This window comes from Providencia sp. (assembly GCF_040396775.1).
Taxonomy (GTDB): domain Bacteria; phylum Pseudomonadota; class Gammaproteobacteria; order Enterobacterales; family Enterobacteriaceae; genus Providencia.
Window position 1 is genome coordinate 1 of sequence record NZ_JBEBNT010000021.1, and the last position, 15,743, is coordinate 15,743.

A 15,743-nucleotide genomic window follows, 5' to 3' on the forward strand; every position below is an offset into this window, starting at 1 on the left:
AAGTATGTGACTAGGGTTAGCAAGCGAAGCCAACACCCCTACAATTCGAAATATGAAGAGTATTTTTAGTATTTCATATTCCATTCGCGGGGAAGCAAAACCTTACTCCCCTTTTGGCCCATAAAATGGCGATAGAACAAATCATACGACAGTACATTTTTCACGTAGCCGCGGGTTTCTGAGAACGGAATACTTTCAACAAATGCCACGGCATCAATACGGCCGCCGCTGTTCCCTAACCAACGAGTCACCCTTGATGGGCCTGCATTATAAGCCGCACTGGCTAAAATACGGTTATTACCAAATTGCTGGTAAACATCTTCCAGATACGCCGTGCCCAGTTCGATATTCATCGTCGGGTTAGTGAGCTGGCTAGTATTCACATAATCAATCCCTTGCTTCTGTGCGGTATGTTTAGCTGTTGCTGGCATTAACTGCATCAAACCTGTCGCACCCACTGGCGAACGCGCTTGTGGGTTCCAAGCACTCTCTTGGCGAGCGATAGCCATCGCATAGCTTTTTTGTATGTCTTTTGATTTGGTATACAAATTAAATTCTTTGTCCCACGCTAACGGGAAGCGCTCTTCAAGATGATCCCACAGTTTTGCTGTGATAGTGGCTTGCACACTGAGATCTGCCCATTGGTTATCGAACGCATAACGAGCCAGCTGTTCTTGTTGATTGGCAGGGCGGGATGCCACCAAGCTTGCCCATTCTGAGCGCGCTAAATTATCCATTTCCCAATACATTAGCTCGCGCACACGTTGGACTTCAGGGAGCTGGCTGATGCTCGCATCTGGCTTAACCGCGCTTTTGACTAACACTGGGTAGTCAATCTCTAACACTTGCGCCGCAACCATTGGGTAGAAACCGCGTTTTTCAGTCAGTTGACGAAGCAATGTTTCGCCTTCCGCTTTTTTCCCTGCATCAATTAACGTGATAGCCTGCCAATATTGCCATTCTTCTTTGTTTTTCACTTCCGCTGGAAGCTGTTTCAACCATGAAGCCACTCCCGTTTTATCTCCTTGCCCTAACGCAAGACGGACACGGCGCTCTTTCAACGAAGCTGAATTTGTTTCCTGAATAGTTTCATCACGCCACTGTGCTTGCTCTGGGGTCACATCCCCCATGTACTGCCATGCAATGCTGTCTTTTAGCTGCTGACTTTCGGCCATATTCATTTTTTGCGCAGAACTTACGCTGCTTAATACGGAGCGAGCTGCATCTGGCGATTGGCGTGCATAACGGTTAAATGCCGCAATGGTTGCTTGGCGAGTAAAGTCCGTTGGGGTGACGGTTTTTGCAAATGAAACCACCGAAGCTGGCTCATTTTGCAATTTAATCAGTGCATCACCAATGGTTTTATAACTTGGCGGTAGGCGTTTTGCTAAATAACTGGCAATCGACGGGTTCCCTTCTTTAATCGCTAAATTAATGCGTTCCAGCACCATTTCAGCACTTAAATAGCCCGCTTTTTCCCATTCGTTAAATAATTTATCGCAGGCTGTAGGCATTGAATGGCCATTTAACCACGCTTTTTCAGCACCTTGCCAAGCCACTTGTTTGTTCCCAACCGCCCAGTTAGCAAAGTAGAAATTACATTGTGCTTCGGCAGGTTTTGGTGCTTCAGGGCTAAATTCAAGCAATGATTTCCACTCTTGGCGACGGGCAAGTTCGTTGACAAAACGTGTTTTCAAATTCTTAGCAACAGGTAGCGTTGGGTAGGCGTTAATAAATTCTTGAACCTGACGAGGCGAAATAATATCAAGGTCTTGCGTTAGCTCACGGTAAGCCAAATAAGGATAAAGTGGATAATCATGCAACGTCGGTAATAAGCGCTCCACTTCATCCATTTTATTTGCATCCCAAGCGGTTTTAATCGCTTGATACCGCTCCCGCTGTGACTGTAGGGAATCCGCCCATACGGTGCTAGAAACCAGCATCATTGTCACTGGAACTGCCGCTAACCAACGTTTCATATCCACTCGCTCCATCGCTAAACTAAAGTCAAAATACAGGAGAAACCTTAACCTATATATACCCAAAATAATTCGAGTTGCAGGTAGGCGACAAGCGAAGATAGACGGGAAACATAGATAAACTATGTGACTCGGCTAGCTGAGCGCAGTCAACACCGCTGCAACTTGAAGGATTACAGGTATATTAAACATATATCAATAATACTAATGTTACCGAAAGTTTTTATCGAGCAACAGCGGAGAGTTCCTGAATTTACCTGCTTTACAGTCTTTTACGTATCATTTATGCAGTTCAGTATCCACCTGAGTCGGAAATAAAGGTTTGATTGCCGGCCGCTCTGCTAAAGAGGCTTGCCACAGCTCATATTGAGCCTGCATTTCTACCCACATCTTTGCGCTGGTTCCTAATGCCATTTCCAAGCGGATCGCCATATCGGCCGAAACGCCACTGCTACCATTAAGAATACGTGACAATGTTGCACGAGTGACACCCAACCCTTTCGCTGCGTCAGTCACTGAAATTCCCTCTAAATACTCACGCAACACCATACCCGGGTGTGCTGGATTATGCATTTTATTCATGATTTTCACCTTAATGATAATCTTGATAATCAACGAGGATGGCATCTTCACCCTCAAATTTAAACGTTAACCGCCAATTTCCATTGACGGATATTGACCAATGACTTTGCAAGTCAGCTCCTTTTAACTGATGTAGTTTCCAACTAGGTGCAGACATATCTTGTGGTCTTTTGGCCGTATTTAACGCAGTAAGCTGTATCCGTATTTCGCTTGAATACCTGAGGTCATTCCCATCCTAAAAAAACGCTCTATTCCTTTGTGCTTAAAACTTTTTATCACAATTCACTCCCTGTATATCGTATCGACTCACTACACAGTCAGAGTTAAAAAAGTAAATGTTTAAAAATAAAACACCGCTGTTATCTGCCTATCTCTCATCAGATAACGGGGAGGGATGGATGATCCTCTGATGTTCAGGTATAGTTCAGGACAAACAATTTATCGCGGTTTTTCGTTGTCCTTTAGGGCATTTTCCCCTGACGTACAGAAAACGGCATAAAATTAAAATTCCCTTTATAAAACAAAAGGTAAATAACTTGGCTCAATTCGTTTATAGTATGTATCGGGTTGGAAAAATTGTTCCACCGAAACGTCATATTTTAAAAAATATCTCTCTGAGCTTCTTCCCGGGGGCTAAGATCGGTGTTTTAGGTCTCAACGGTGCAGGTAAATCAACATTACTGCGCATTATGGCGGGTATTGATACCGATATCGAAGGTGAAGCACGTCCACAACCTGGTTTAAAAATCGGCTACCTGCCACAAGAACCAAAACTGAACCTTGAGCACACCGTGCGTGAAGCAGTAGAAGAAGCCGTTGGCGAAGTTAAACGTGCATTAACGCGTTTAGATGAAGTTTATGCCGCCTACGCTGAAGAAGGTGCAGATTTCGATAAACTGGCCAAAGAACAGGGCGAGTTAGAAGCGATTATTTCCGCACAAGATGGTCACAATTTAGATAACCAACTGGAGCGTGCTGCGGATGCACTGCGTCTGCCAGCTTGGGATGCAAAAATCGAAAACCTCTCTGGGGGTGAACGCCGCCGTGTGGCCATTTGCCGCCTGCTGCTGGAAAAACCAGACATGCTGCTGCTCGATGAGCCAACCAACCACTTGGATGCGGAATCCGTTGCATGGTTAGAGCGCTTCTTACATGACTACGAAGGCACTGTTGTGGCCATCACGCATGACCGTTACTTCTTAGATAACGTTGCAGGCTGGATCCTTGAACTTGACCGTGGTGAAGGTATTCCATGGGAAGGCAACTACTCTTCATGGCTTGAGCAAAAAGATGAGCGTTTGGCGCAAGAAGCATCAACTGAGGCGGCTCGCCGTAAGTCTATCGAGAAAGAGCTTGAGTGGATCCGCCAAAACCCGAAAGGCCGTCAATCGAAAGGTAAGGCACGTCTGGCCCGCTTTGAAGAACTTAATAACGTTGAATATCAAAAGCGTAATGAGACCAGCGAACTCTTTATTCCACCTGGGCCACGCTTAGGCGACAAAGTCATCGAGGTTGAAAACCTAAGTAAATCCTATGGTGACCGCGTATTAATCGATAACCTGAATTTCTCCATTCCTAAAGGGGCAATTGTTGGGATTATCGGTCCAAACGGTGCAGGTAAATCCACCTTATTCCGTATGATTTCAGGCCAAGAGCAACCAGATTCAGGCTCTATCACGTTAGGTGATACCGTGAAAATCGCCTCTGTTGATCAGTTCCGTGACGCAATGGATGACAGCAAAACCGTGTGGGAAGAGATTTCCAACGGGCAAGATATCATGCGCATTGGTAACTTCGAGATCCCGAGCCGTGCTTACGTTGGTCGCTTTAACTTTAAAGGCGTTGACCAAGGTAAACGTGTTGGTGAGTTATCCGGTGGTGAACGCGGTCGTTTACACTTAGCCAAACTACTGCAAGTAGGCGGCAACGTACTGTTACTCGATGAACCAACCAACGACCTTGACGTAGAAACCTTACGTGCGTTAGAAAATGCGCTGTTAGAGTTCCCAGGTTGCGCTATGGTTATTTCCCATGACCGTTGGTTCCTTGACCGTATCGCTACGCATATCATTGATTATCAAGATGAAGGGAATATTACGTTCTTCGAAGGTAACTTCTCTGAGTATGAAGATTATAAAAAGCGTACGTTAGGCGCAGAAGCGTTGCAGCCGCATCGGATGAAGTATAAGCGTATGACCAAATAATATTCTTCATTCTTCGGCTTGCAGCGGTGTTGGCTTCGTTTACTAACCCTAGTCACATACTTATGTATGTGACTAGGGGCTGTTTATCTTTGCTGCTGATTTTTACCGCTAAAAAAGGTCAAAAAATAATTAAAACAATGATAAATGTGTCAATCAAGATGACTAACTATTATCTACGTTAACTATTGTGCTTAAACGCTGCCCTGCGGGTTCGATTAAAGCGCGTTTCACTCATTTGATGCTGTGTTGAGAGGCTCTTGCCTAGTTCACTAGGCAGCGAACCTCTCGCCTTGCCTAAAATGGCTTTAATTCGAATAAAAATTGACCATCAAAGATAAACAGCCCCTAGGGCTTAGTTTCACTCACCGCCTACCTGCAAGCCGAATTATTTTGAATATAATGAATTGCCGCTTAATCCTTCTAACGTCTGCGCGTTTAAGGGATAGAGGTAATAAAACGGTGCCGAAACAGCACCGTTTTTATTGGGGGATTTTATAGGTCATCCAACATCAGTAACTGCTGCACGAGGGTGATACACTCCAAGAAGCGCGTATCGTAGTCTGAGGACTCCACACGGACAAACTCAACATTATTTTTCTTCAGCATTTCAATGAGTAAATTTTGGAACGCTTTTCGGTCTTTATCGCTGCCTAAACTTCGCAAACCATCAGCAACCCATGGGGTGTTATTCTCGAGAACGATAACCAGATCGAATCGATACTCATCAATTAGCGCTTGAACAAATGGGTGCTCTTTACCCTCATAACGCAAACAGAACGCTTGTGTCGTCACAAAGTCCGTATCGATAAATGCGACTTTATTTGCATATTTAACTGCAAAATCAATGTATTGCGCATGCCCTAGTGCGATTTTGTCATAATCCGAATATTGCAGCGCCATTTCGTCGCCGCCTAAATGACTAAAGACATAATCACGGCCATATTCCCATGCACTAGACGTATTAAAAATATTGGCTAATTTATTGACCAGCGTGGATTTCCCACTGGATTCCCCACCTAAAATCGCCACTTTACGTACAAAGAATGGCTTCACTTCAGTCGGAATATATTCCCAATAACGAAATGGCGCTTGGCGGATTTGGTTACCGCTGATATTCATAAACGTGCGTTCTGGGTCGATAAGGATAGTTTCAATCCCCAAGTATTTCTTATAGCGCGGGGCATCATTTGCTTCCCCTGAATAGATAAAACTGGGGTTAATGTTGTGCTTTTTCAAAAAGCCTTTCATCCCATCGCTCCACACTTCCCAGCCGTGTGGATAAGGCTCAATGCCCTGTTCATCAAACGAATGAATATGGATATTTTTTTGATATTTAAAGGTTTGTAGCAACCAACGAAGCCTGTCGCTCACTGTAGGTTGCTGGGACATAGAGCTATTAACAAACAGTTCTTTATCACGGGGCTCATCGTGGCACAAAATAATATGTAGTTCATCCACTTGGCTACATGCCCGTTGGATCAGATAAATATGCCCTGTGTGCAACGGGTAAAATTTACCAATAACCACGCCAATGGTTTTTTGCTGATTGGGAAATTCCAATCCAAGGAAGCGATGAAGCGCCGCAATTTTTTGGGCGCTTGGGCTCTTAATTTTGTCGTTAATTAACTGGCTGAGATAGCCTTTGGTCATATCTGTCGCATCCGCGACCTGTTGAAGCGTATAGCCCGCCCGTTTGATCGCGTTTTTTAGATAGTCAAATTCAGCCATGGTTTTTCCTTTTTACTCAGAGCGTTATAGCTCGTCCAAAATACTTAATGCATCCGCTAATTTTTTCACCCCGTACACTTTCATATCTGGCGGTGATTTTTTCGGCATATTCGCATGGGGAACAATGGCGCGTTTAAAACCGTGTTTTGCCGCTTCTGAAATACGCTCTTGCCCGCTTGGTACTGGGCGAATTTCGCCCGCCAGCCCGACTTCACCAAAAACGACAAGGTCGCGGGGTAATGGACGGTCGCGGAAACTGGACACAAGGGACAGCAGCAAAGCAAGGTCAGCACTGGTTTCAGTGACCTTGACGCCACCTACCACGTTCACAAAAACGTCTTGATCCGACATTTGCAAGCCACCATGGCGGTGTAGCACCGCCAATAAAATCGCTAAACGGTTTTGCTCTAAGCCAACCGCAACACGCCGCGGGTTCGACATCATTGAGTGATCAACCAGTGCTTGAATTTCCACCAGCAGTGGACGCGTACCTTCCCATACCACCATCACCGAGCTGCCTGAGGTAATTTCATCACCGCGACTTAAGAAAATGGCTGATGGGTTACTGACTTCTTTGAGGCCTTGCTCTGTCATAGCAAACACCCCTAATTCATTCACCGCCCCAAAACGGTTTTTATGGCTGCGCAGGGTGCGAAAACGGTTATCGGCATCACCATCGAGCATAATTGAGCAGTCAATACAGTGTTCAAGCACTTTAGGCCCTGCCAACGAGCCGTCCTTGGTGACGTGACCCACCATAATGATGGCGACACCGCGGGTTTTGGCAAACCGCGTTAAATAGGCGGCGGTTTCACGGACTTGCGCGACACTCCCCGGAGACGATTGGATATCCGCCATATGCATGACTTGGATGGAGTCAATCACCATTAATTTAGGCTGTTCTTGCTCTGCGGTTAAACAAATTTGTTCGATGCTGGTTTCAGAGAGCATATTGAGCGAGTCTGTTGGCAACCCTAATCGGTGCGCACGCATCGCCACCTGTTGCAGTGACTCTTCCCCCGTGACATACAGAGTTTTCATTTCGCGGGATAACAAACACATGGTTTGCAGCAGCAAGGTACTTTTACCGGCTCCCGGATTTCCGCCGATCAGAATGGCACTTCCTGGCACAACGCCACCACCCAACACGCGGTCAAATTCTTTAAACCCAGTGGTAAAACGAGGCAATTCTTCAAGGCTGATATCAGAAAGTTTCTGAACCTTACTCACCCCCGCCGCATTCCCCGCATACCCCGTTAACCGGTCAGTACGTGAAGCCGAGTTTGTTGAGGCAAGACGCACTTCCGTAATCATATTCCATGCATGGCAAGCACTGCATTGCCCCTGCCAACGCGGATAATCCGCCCCGCATTCATTACAGACAAACGCCCTTTTTACCCCTTTCGCCACACCAAACTCCTCGTTAAAATTATTCTGTATTACAACCGCCGAACCACAGTGTTCTAATGTTCTTGAATCTTGAAAATTAAATTAGCTTAATATTCAAAATAGTTCGTGTTGTGGCAAGGCGGCAAGTGAAGCTAAGCCCTAGGAGCATACACCAGTATGTGACTAGGGTTAGCGAGCGCAGCCAACACCGCTACCGCAAACTCTTTTATCTATTAATTTAGCGTTAAATTAATCTCATAATATTCAAAATGGATTGTGTTGTAGCAAGGCGGCAAGTGAAGCTAAGCCCTAGGAGCATACACCAGTATGTGACTAGGGTTAGCGAGCGCAGCCAACACCGCTACCGCAAACTCTTTTATCTATTAATTTAGCGTTAAATTAATCTCATAATATTCAAAATGGATTGTGTTGTAGCAAGGCGGCAAGTGAAGCTAAGCCCTAGGAGCATACACCAGTATGTGACTAGGGTTAGCGAGCGCAGCCAACACCGCTACAGCGCAAACCATGAAGAATATTAGCGTTCCTCGTGCTTCAAGCCCCCGCTGAGCACACACAACACCCCCATAAGATCCGCGTGACGAATCGCCACTTTGGCTCTCGCATACACCTTCGGTTTCGCATGGTACGCAATTCCCAGCCCTGCTTTGCGGATCATTTTTAGGTCATTGGCACCATCGCCAATCGCCACAGTTTGCTCGATAGGGATTTCGAGTTTTTCTGCTAATTTTACAAGGGTTTGTGCTTTATATTTCGCATCGACTATCGGCCCTTTGACCTTCCCTGTTAGCTTGCCATTTTTTACTTCAAGTTGGTTAGCCACAGCCGCAACTAATTTGAGTTTTTGTTTTAGGTTATCGGCGAAGAACGTAAAACCGCCAGAGGCGATTGCAATATGCCAATTCATCGCTTGTAGCTTGCGAACAAGGTTCGTTAAGCCCGGCATTAATGGCAGTGTTTCTAAGACTTTATCTAAGATAGCCGCATCTGCACCTTCCAATAATGCGACGCGAGCACGTAGACTTTCTGTGAAATCGAGCTCCCCTAGCATGGCGCGCTCAGTGACCTCTGCCACTTGCTCACCCACCCCGGCTAAGCGGGCAATTTCATCAATACATTCGATTTGAATTGCCGTGGAGTCCATATCCATCAACAAGATCCCCGGTGAACGTAAGCGCGGAATTTGCCCCAATGGCACTACGTCTAATAAGCATTCATCAGCGAGTTTCTTAATTCTTGGCGTGATGCTGCCCGCGATGCGGACGACTTGATAGTCATCAATGCGCCATGAAGACACAATCACAATCGCAATTCCCAAACGTTGTTGGAAATTGCTGATCCGCGCTTTGTCTAGCCCGCGGCCATAGAGCAGCCACCCACTGTCACCTGCACGATAATCAAGGGGCATGACTTCCTCCCCGCTTAAGGAGAGAGGCAAACCCGGCCATTTTTGGATCTCGTCGGGTAGGTAACAATAGGTCAAACTCGTTGACATGAAAATGCGCTCCTGTAATCGAAATAACTTTTTTATAATGATGAGTTGCGAGTAGCCGAACGAAGCCACTATACTAAACTTTAAGGCTTTATAGCCTTACGTTTTTACCGCGAAAACTAAATATAAACCCCTATTACTTGAATATAACGCTATCTTTATACTCAAAATAAGTCGAGAGCACCAATAAAGCAATGAAACGCACCTTCAGGCTACATAAAACCGTTATTATCGTTATCTGCGTTGCGCTGGTAACTTTACTGATGCACGGCATTTCTTATTTGGGTTATAGTCAAAATCAAAGCCGAATCGAGCAATTTAAACAATTGACTTATGTTCTTGCCGAGCAAGTTGCTTTCAGCTTATCTGATTATATTGTTCCCGGCAGCAAAGATTTTAATTTAGAACGAATTAATGCCAATTTAAATAATGTGGCAAAAGACCGCTATATTCTGGATGCCAGTATCTACACCGCGAGTGGTACGCTGGTCACCCAAGTTGGCGAACCTACAACGGTCAAAGAACGCCTCGCCATCGACAATAATTCTTCGTTACAAAACTTTCAATATCAATTAGTTGTCCCCATTCAGGGTGCAAAAGAACCGAAAGGTTACTTACGTCTCACCATTGATACCGAATTACTGTCAGCGGAAATTCAGCAAGCAGATAACAGCACCAATGTATTACGGATTTTTATTTTATTCGCGCTATGCATAGGTTTTGTTTTAGCCAATACCTTGCTGAAATTGAAGAAAAAGAAAGGTCACAAACAGCCACCGCCGTTAGTGGTTAATACGGAAGAAAATAACGAAGAAAATGAATCAGATAGCCAACCTGCACTCCGAGCAAAACCCGTTCGCCTACGGCGTAAAAAAGAACCTCGTCCATATCGACCAAAGCGACCTGCGCCAAAGCACAAGCCACCACAATCGGAAAAATAAGCCTTAAATTGAGGTTGTATCAAACACAATCGGGGCAATAAATTCAACTCGCCCATCAACTAATAAAGTTTCGGGCGGTACTGGGAAAGGGGCCGCACGTGAAATCGTCGCAAGGGCTTCTTTATCCAATATTTTTGTGCCTGACGAATTAAACAAACTCGCGGTCACGACTTCCCCTTTGCTATCCAGCACCACTTTCACTTGGGAAACCCCTGTTGAGCGAAAACGTAGCGCAGCACGTGGGTAACGCTTAGTTTTTGCAATACGCTGATGCACTTCACTTTGCCACCCTTGGTGGCCACTTACTGCCATGGAGGCATTGCTAGAAAAGTTTGCGCTACTACTGGACTCGCTACCTGATGCAGGCGCTGATGTCACCGCAGATTCTTGGGTGGTCACAGGGGCATCTTCAAATACTTTTTTCTCTTGGGGAATTTTTTTCTTCGGCGGACGTTTTTTCTCCGTCACTTTTGTCAGCGTGCCATTATTCACCAACGCAGTTTCAGGCAGTTTCTCCGCTTTTTCCACCACTTCTGGCAAGGTTTCCTCGCGAGTTGCAACTTGTTGCTTAGGCGCGTGATTCACCTCGGGCTCCGCTTGTTGTTCTAGCTGGTAAACCCCGAGTTGCAAAGAAATTGCAGGCGGTAATACGCCTGTTTTGGGGATGGAGGACGTAAACCATCCAATAAAAATAATTGCTAGTGTTCCGTGGAAAAGACAACTCAACACCAAACCGCCCAGTGGACGGAAAATCGGGCGTTCTAACTTGCCCGTCATACTGCTCATATTCTGCCTCACGACTTTATTTTTTGCAGATTATAGGCATAATACAAACAAAAATGATATTCATTATTATTAGTAAAAACACAATAATTAAAATAAGATATTGATTTATAATAAAAAGTAATCTGAGCGGATTATTCATCAGCGCATTTAGGGTTCCCATCCTGTTATTTGCGCACTTTTGATAACATTGACACCAGTAAAATGACCATCGATAAATCCCTTGCCCGCAAAATTAGCGGTGCGTATCAGTCAACTTATAGCCAACTTGTACGGTTTTTCCGCAATCGGCTAGACAACAGCAACGATGCTGATGATTTATCACAGGATGTGTTTACACTATGGCTTAATCGCAAGGAACAAACACCAGTAAAAGAGAGCCGAGCTTACCTGTTTAAAATTGCAAATCATGTGCTGATTGACCATTGGCGACGTAACCAACGCCAGACCAAATCAGAAACCTCTATTGATGAGGTCGTACATGAGCACAGTTTTGAGCAACGCGAAGCCGATCCCAGTGAAATACTGGAACATCAGCAACGTATTCAACGGTTAAGTGAAGCCCTTGAAACTTTGCCTCCTCGTCGACGAGAAGCATTCTTGCTATATCGTTTTGATGGGTTATCGCAAAGTGAAATCGCTGAACGAATGGAAATTTCAATCAGCATGGTGGAAAAACATATTGCGGCAGCATTAGTACACTGTAAAAAACACCTTGATAATCAGGGCAATAAATAGTCATGACACACGAGCCTTTGCACCAATCAGAGGATACAGACCGCATTGATGAAGAGGCTGCGCTTTGGTTTACCCGAATGCACAGCCAACGTATCAGTGAACAGGAAACCGCGCAATTTAAACAATGGCTTGCCGCGTCCTCTGAACATGCAAAAGCCTATGATGTAATGTCGTCAGTGTGGCGTGATTTTGATGCAATGCCTCGCCCCGCCAGTGCCAAAAAAGAGGCAAGTGAAAAACGCCCTTTTTTTCGACTCTGGCGGCCGCTGGGTAATACATTAGCCGCGTTTTTTATCGCCGCTATTTTATTTTTACCTTATAGCCATTTACCGTCCATGTTACTGAATAACATGACGTTGGTGACGACTGATACACCAAAAGAAGTCACGCTCCCCGATGGTTCTCAATTATTTCTCAACCGCCATACCCGTGTCCGTGTTGCCTATGAAACGCCTATGCGTAACCTGTACCTTGATGAAGGCAATGCGTATTTCAAGGTAAAATCAAACCCTTACCGCCCTTTTGTGATTCAAACTGACCAACGGCGCATTCAAGTTGTCGGTACTGAGTTTGAAGTGAATAAGACCGCCCAACAAGTTTCGGTGAATGTTAGCCAAGGCATTGTGAGCTTCCAAAGCGAACAAAACTCCCACCCTGTTTTTTTGCTCGCCGGCGATAGCGCAGTCAGTGCCAGCCCAAGCAGCAAAATTACCCGACAACACATGGATGCTCAAGATGTGGCGCGCTGGCGCTTTGGTGAATTGGTTTTTGAAGATAAACCCCTTGCTGAAGTCCTTGCTGAACTCAAAAACTATTCTGCCATCAATGTTGAGCTTTCACCTGCCACATTAGCAAACAGTAAAATCTCAGGGCGTATCAATATCCGCCAGCCAGATCTATTCTTTCAAGCCCTTCCTTCCCTATTACCTGTCCAAGTTGTCTATCAAGATAAAAATAACATTTTGATTATCAACAACAAAAAAAATAAATGAAAAATATTTTCATTTGCAGGTGAGGATAATTCTCATTTCCCCCTCTTCTTAAGTAGTTAGTTTTTTACTGACCATTTTCCGCACACTTTTTGTGCAGCTTAAGAATAAGGGATATCCATGTCTATTCAGTTTACTCAAGGCCGGTTAAAGCCGCTTGCCCTTGCTGTGGCAGTTGGTAGCGCAATAGTTTGCCAATCCGCAGCTGCACAAGAGCTGGCATTTTCACTACCCGAACAATCACTTGCAACCTCCGTTGCAGAAATTAGCCGCCAAGGCCAAATTCAACTGCTGTACGATAAAAGCCAGCTTAATGGCTTGCGCGCCCCTGCACTGTCTGGCAACTACTCCGCACAAACCGCATTACAAAAAATACTTATCGGTAGCGGGTTAGAGCTTGTCAGCGAAAATGGCGTTTTCGTTATTCGTCAGCAAAATTTAAACCAAGGCGCATTGATTTTGCCTGAAACCCAAGTCTCGGGTGTGGTACAAAATCACCCAGAAACCGATGTGATGTCAGCACCACAGTATGTTACCGCCGAAGAGATCAGCCAAAAAAATACGGGCGATGGCAACATTACTGACCTGATGAAAACCAACCCTGCGGTGCAATTTGCCAACAATGACAGCAACTCCATGAACCAAGGGGAGATTAAGCCTTCCCGCGTGTCAATCCACGGTTCAAGCAGCTACCAAAATGCCTATCGCCTTGATGGTGTGAGTTTTAATAATGACTTTGACCCTGCCGATAGCGGTTTAGGGGAAACCTCAACTCGGTTAAGTAGCAGCGACCAAGGAATTTACATCGATAGCCGCCTGATTGACAGCATGACGGTGTACGATAACAACATTCCTGTTGAATTTGGTGGTTTTACGGGGGGTACCGTTGAAGTGAATAGCCGCCGCTGGCAAGGAGAAAACAGCGCTCATGCCTATTACCGCTTAACACGTTCGGGCTGGAACAACTTATTCCACGATTCAACCCAAGGCATTGATACCACTAAAAATGACACATCAAACCCCGCGCGTTTCCAAAATCGCTACGATAAAAATGACTTTGGTGGTTGGTTTGAATTAGGTGTTAGCGAAAATTCAGGGATTGTCTTTTCTGCCTCACGCCGCAGTTCAACCATTCCGATGACAGTCACGGGGGGGGAAGCCTTTGTGCTGGAGAATAACCAAGTTGAACCGATCACCTCTGACTCCGGTAAGAAAAATCAGCGCCGTACTTCGGATAACTACTTTTTAAAATATTCATTGGATCTCTCCGATAAGAGCTCATTAGATTTATCGGCTAATTACGCCAATTATGATAGCCGCCTTTTTTCGTCTTCAATCAGCAACTCAGGCTATGATTCAACGCACAATGGCTTAGGTTTTACCGCGGTATTTAAACATCAGCTTGATTTAGGCCAGTTAGAAGTCACCGCGAATACCCAAGATTTAAAAGATGATAGAAAAAATGACCAGAAATACTCGTTAACGGTCAGAGCATTACCATCAGCAGCAAACCCCAACCTTCAAGAACGCAATAGCGGTGGTCTTGGCGATTTAGAATCCAAACAAAAAACGCATGGACTAAAAACCGTGATGCGGTTTAATTCCCAAGAGGATGCTCTTGGATTAACACATCAGCCAACACTCGGTGCTGAGGTAAATTACACCAAAGGAACCTACGTTCGTGATCAAGACTATTTCCGTTACACCTACACTGGCGACATCATTAATGATGATTTATACGATGGTTACTTAAGTAATGTCACCCGGTTTAAAAAAGGCTCATATTCTGCGGATTATACTAATTACGCCATCTTCCTTGATGACAGCATTCAATATGGCAAATTGAATTTGCGCCCAGGTGTACGTTTGGATCGCGATGATTTTGTCAATCGTACCAATATCGCCCCACGTTTAAGTGGAACTTATGATGTCTTTGGTGATGGTGCAACCCAATTGATAGCGGGGGCTAACCGTTACTATGGACGCTCAATGCTCACCTATGCATTATACGGTGCACAAAATGACGGAATGCAAAATTGTATGGGCTGGGATAAAGATTTTGCGTGTTCACTTAACCCTGACAATAACGATTGGGATAATCAAAAAGATTACGAAGGGCTAGATTCTCTCAAAACCCCCTATAACGATGAGCTCACCTTAGCACTGCAACAAGAGATCCTTTCGACTACATGGCGCTTACAATACGTACACCGCGAAGGGTATGACGAAGTCAGAAACCGTACTAAGTACGATAACCCTCGAGACCCAAATACTCGCAGTATTCGTACCTTCGATAACGGCGGGCGCAGCTCCCACGATACCGTCACTTTATCCGTGAAAAATAGCCAGCCATGGGAATGGGCGGATGCTTCTCATGTTATGAATGCGTCCTTTACATGGCAACAAAGTGAGAGTAATACGCCAAAAGACTCAGGCTATAGCGCTTATGACCCTGCCAATAAAGTGAACCTGAATAAAGTTTGGTATGACGGTAAAGTTATTGATGCCTCAAAACTGCCTTCAACCAGCTTTAACTCACCCATCAAGTTAAACCTTGAACTCACCAGTGTATGGGATGAATACGACGTTACTTGGTATAACCGCCTTCAATGGTGGGGAGCTCGCAGCCAAGCTGTTCGTTATGACAACTCTTATTATAGCGACCCTGAAGTGGGCCAATTACGCAAATATACCAAGCAAAACTTTGCCAGCAAATACACATGGGATACCCGCCTAGGCTGGAAACCAGACTTTGCCCATGGCTTCGGTTTCTCGGTTGAGGTGAACAATATCTTGAATAATAAAAATATTGCTGACCGCTTTATGTTCGAAGACCGCGTCCTGAAGTCCTACGACCCGGGCCGTCAGTTCTGGTTACAAGTGAATTACGACCTGTAATA

Annotated in this window: 12 protein-coding genes; 5 read left to right on the forward strand and 7 right to left on the reverse strand. The window is 45.1% G+C overall.

The genetic code is table 11. The features are described from left to right. Positions 1-65: 65 nt before the first annotated feature. The 3 genes from sltY to ABWP91_RS17195 all read right to left on the reverse strand — a co-directional run bounded on the left by sltY (position 66) and on the right by ABWP91_RS17195 (position 2,718). Positions 66-1,979, reverse strand: a complete 1,914-nt coding sequence (gene sltY, locus ABWP91_RS17185; protein ID WP_353244257.1) for a murein transglycosylase — start codon at positions 1,977-1,979, stop codon at positions 66-68. A 279-nt stretch (positions 1,980-2,258) separates the two neighbouring features. Beyond that, positions 2,259-2,561, reverse strand: coding sequence for a HigA family addiction module antitoxin (locus tag ABWP91_RS17190; RefSeq protein WP_353244258.1), 303 nt, complete (start codon positions 2,559-2,561; stop codon positions 2,259-2,261). A 10-nt stretch (positions 2,562-2,571) separates the two neighbouring features. Beyond that, positions 2,572-2,718 carry a type II toxin-antitoxin system RelE/ParE family toxin gene (locus ABWP91_RS17195; protein ID WP_353244259.1) on the reverse strand — a complete coding sequence of 49 codons (147 nt, stop codon included), beginning with the start codon at positions 2,716-2,718 and terminating at the stop codon, positions 2,572-2,574. 379 nt (positions 2,719-3,097) lie between these two features. Here ABWP91_RS17195 and ettA point away from each other — a divergent pair, with 379 nt between their 5' ends. Continuing rightward, a complete protein-coding gene (ettA, locus tag ABWP91_RS17200) occupies positions 3,098-4,765 on the forward strand; it encodes an energy-dependent translational throttle protein EttA (RefSeq protein ID WP_353244260.1) in 1,668 nt (555 codons plus the stop codon). A gap of 492 nt (positions 4,766-5,257) precedes the next feature. Here ettA and nadR read toward each other — a convergent pair whose 3' ends face one another. From nadR to serB, 3 genes are all read right to left on the reverse strand, one after another. After that, positions 5,258-6,493 carry a multifunctional transcriptional regulator/nicotinamide-nucleotide adenylyltransferase/ribosylnicotinamide kinase NadR gene (gene nadR, locus ABWP91_RS17205; protein WP_353244261.1) on the reverse strand — a complete coding sequence of 412 codons (1,236 nt, stop codon included), beginning with the start codon at positions 6,491-6,493 and terminating at the stop codon, positions 5,258-5,260. 24 nt (positions 6,494-6,517) lie between these two features. Then, positions 6,518-7,903, reverse strand: coding sequence for a DNA repair protein RadA (gene radA / locus ABWP91_RS17210; protein WP_353244262.1), 1,386 nt, complete (start codon positions 7,901-7,903; stop codon positions 6,518-6,520). Positions 7,904-8,417: 514 nt separating this feature from the next. Beyond that, positions 8,418-9,395, reverse strand: coding sequence for a phosphoserine phosphatase (serB, locus tag ABWP91_RS17215; RefSeq protein ID WP_219245657.1), 978 nt, complete (start codon positions 9,393-9,395; stop codon positions 8,418-8,420). Between the two features lie 191 nt (positions 9,396-9,586). Here serB and ABWP91_RS17220 point away from each other — a divergent pair, with 191 nt between their 5' ends. Next, positions 9,587-10,333: an AhpA/YtjB family protein gene (locus ABWP91_RS17220; protein WP_353244263.1), complete on the forward strand. Its 747-nt coding sequence runs from the start codon at positions 9,587-9,589 to the stop codon at positions 10,331-10,333. A gap of 3 nt (positions 10,334-10,336) precedes the next feature. On the opposite strand, the gene ABWP91_RS17225 is transcribed toward ABWP91_RS17220, so the two are convergent. Then, a complete protein-coding gene (locus ABWP91_RS17225) occupies positions 10,337-11,119 on the reverse strand; it encodes an energy transducer TonB (protein WP_353244264.1) in 783 nt (260 codons plus the stop codon). A 201-nt stretch (positions 11,120-11,320) separates the two neighbouring features. On the opposite strand from ABWP91_RS17225, the gene ABWP91_RS17230 reads away from it, so the two are divergent. The 3 genes from ABWP91_RS17230 (at position 11,321) to ABWP91_RS17240 (ending at position 15,741) form a co-directional block, all read left to right on the forward strand. Beyond that, on the forward strand, positions 11,321-11,854 hold the full coding sequence (locus ABWP91_RS17230; RefSeq protein ID WP_353244308.1) for an RNA polymerase sigma factor: 534 nt from the start codon (positions 11,321-11,323) through the stop codon (positions 11,852-11,854). 2 nt (positions 11,855-11,856) lie between these two features. Further along, positions 11,857-12,846: a FecR family protein gene (locus tag ABWP91_RS17235; protein ID WP_353244265.1), complete on the forward strand. Its 990-nt coding sequence runs from the start codon at positions 11,857-11,859 to the stop codon at positions 12,844-12,846. Between the two features lie 117 nt (positions 12,847-12,963). Beyond that, positions 12,964-15,741: a secretin and TonB N-terminal domain-containing protein gene (locus ABWP91_RS17240; RefSeq protein ID WP_353244266.1), complete on the forward strand. Its 2,778-nt coding sequence runs from the start codon at positions 12,964-12,966 to the stop codon at positions 15,739-15,741. Positions 15,742-15,743 lie beyond the last annotated feature (2 nt).

What these genes read in the sequence shown, in the direction of transcription:
- sltY (WP_353244257.1), bottom strand. Translation starts at nt 1,979, where the DNA reads ATGAAACGTTGGTTAGCGGCAGTTCCAGTGACAATGATGCTGGTTTCT.
- ABWP91_RS17190 (WP_353244258.1), bottom strand. Translation starts at nt 2,561, where the DNA reads ATGAATAAAATGCATAATCCAGCACACCCGGGTATGGTGTTGCGTGAG.
- ABWP91_RS17195 (WP_353244259.1), bottom strand. Translation starts at nt 2,718, where the DNA reads ATGTCTGCACCTAGTTGGAAACTACATCAGTTAAAAGGAGCTGACTTG.
- nadR (WP_353244261.1), bottom strand. Translation starts at nt 6,493, where the DNA reads ATGGCTGAATTTGACTATCTAAAAAACGCGATCAAACGGGCGGGCTAT.
- serB (WP_219245657.1), bottom strand. Translation starts at nt 9,395, where the DNA reads ATGTCAACGAGTTTGACCTATTGTTACCTACCCGACGAGATCCAAAAA.
- ABWP91_RS17220 (WP_353244263.1), top strand. Translation starts at nt 9,587, where the DNA reads ATGAAACGCACCTTCAGGCTACATAAAACCGTTATTATCGTTATCTGC.
- ABWP91_RS17225 (WP_353244264.1), bottom strand. Translation starts at nt 11,119, where the DNA reads ATGAGCAGTATGACGGGCAAGTTAGAACGCCCGATTTTCCGTCCACTG.
- ABWP91_RS17230 (WP_353244308.1), top strand. Translation starts at nt 11,321, where the DNA reads ATGACCATCGATAAATCCCTTGCCCGCAAAATTAGCGGTGCGTATCAG.
- ABWP91_RS17235 (WP_353244265.1), top strand. Translation starts at nt 11,857, where the DNA reads ATGACACACGAGCCTTTGCACCAATCAGAGGATACAGACCGCATTGAT.
- ABWP91_RS17240 (WP_353244266.1), top strand. Translation starts at nt 12,964, where the DNA reads ATGTCTATTCAGTTTACTCAAGGCCGGTTAAAGCCGCTTGCCCTTGCT.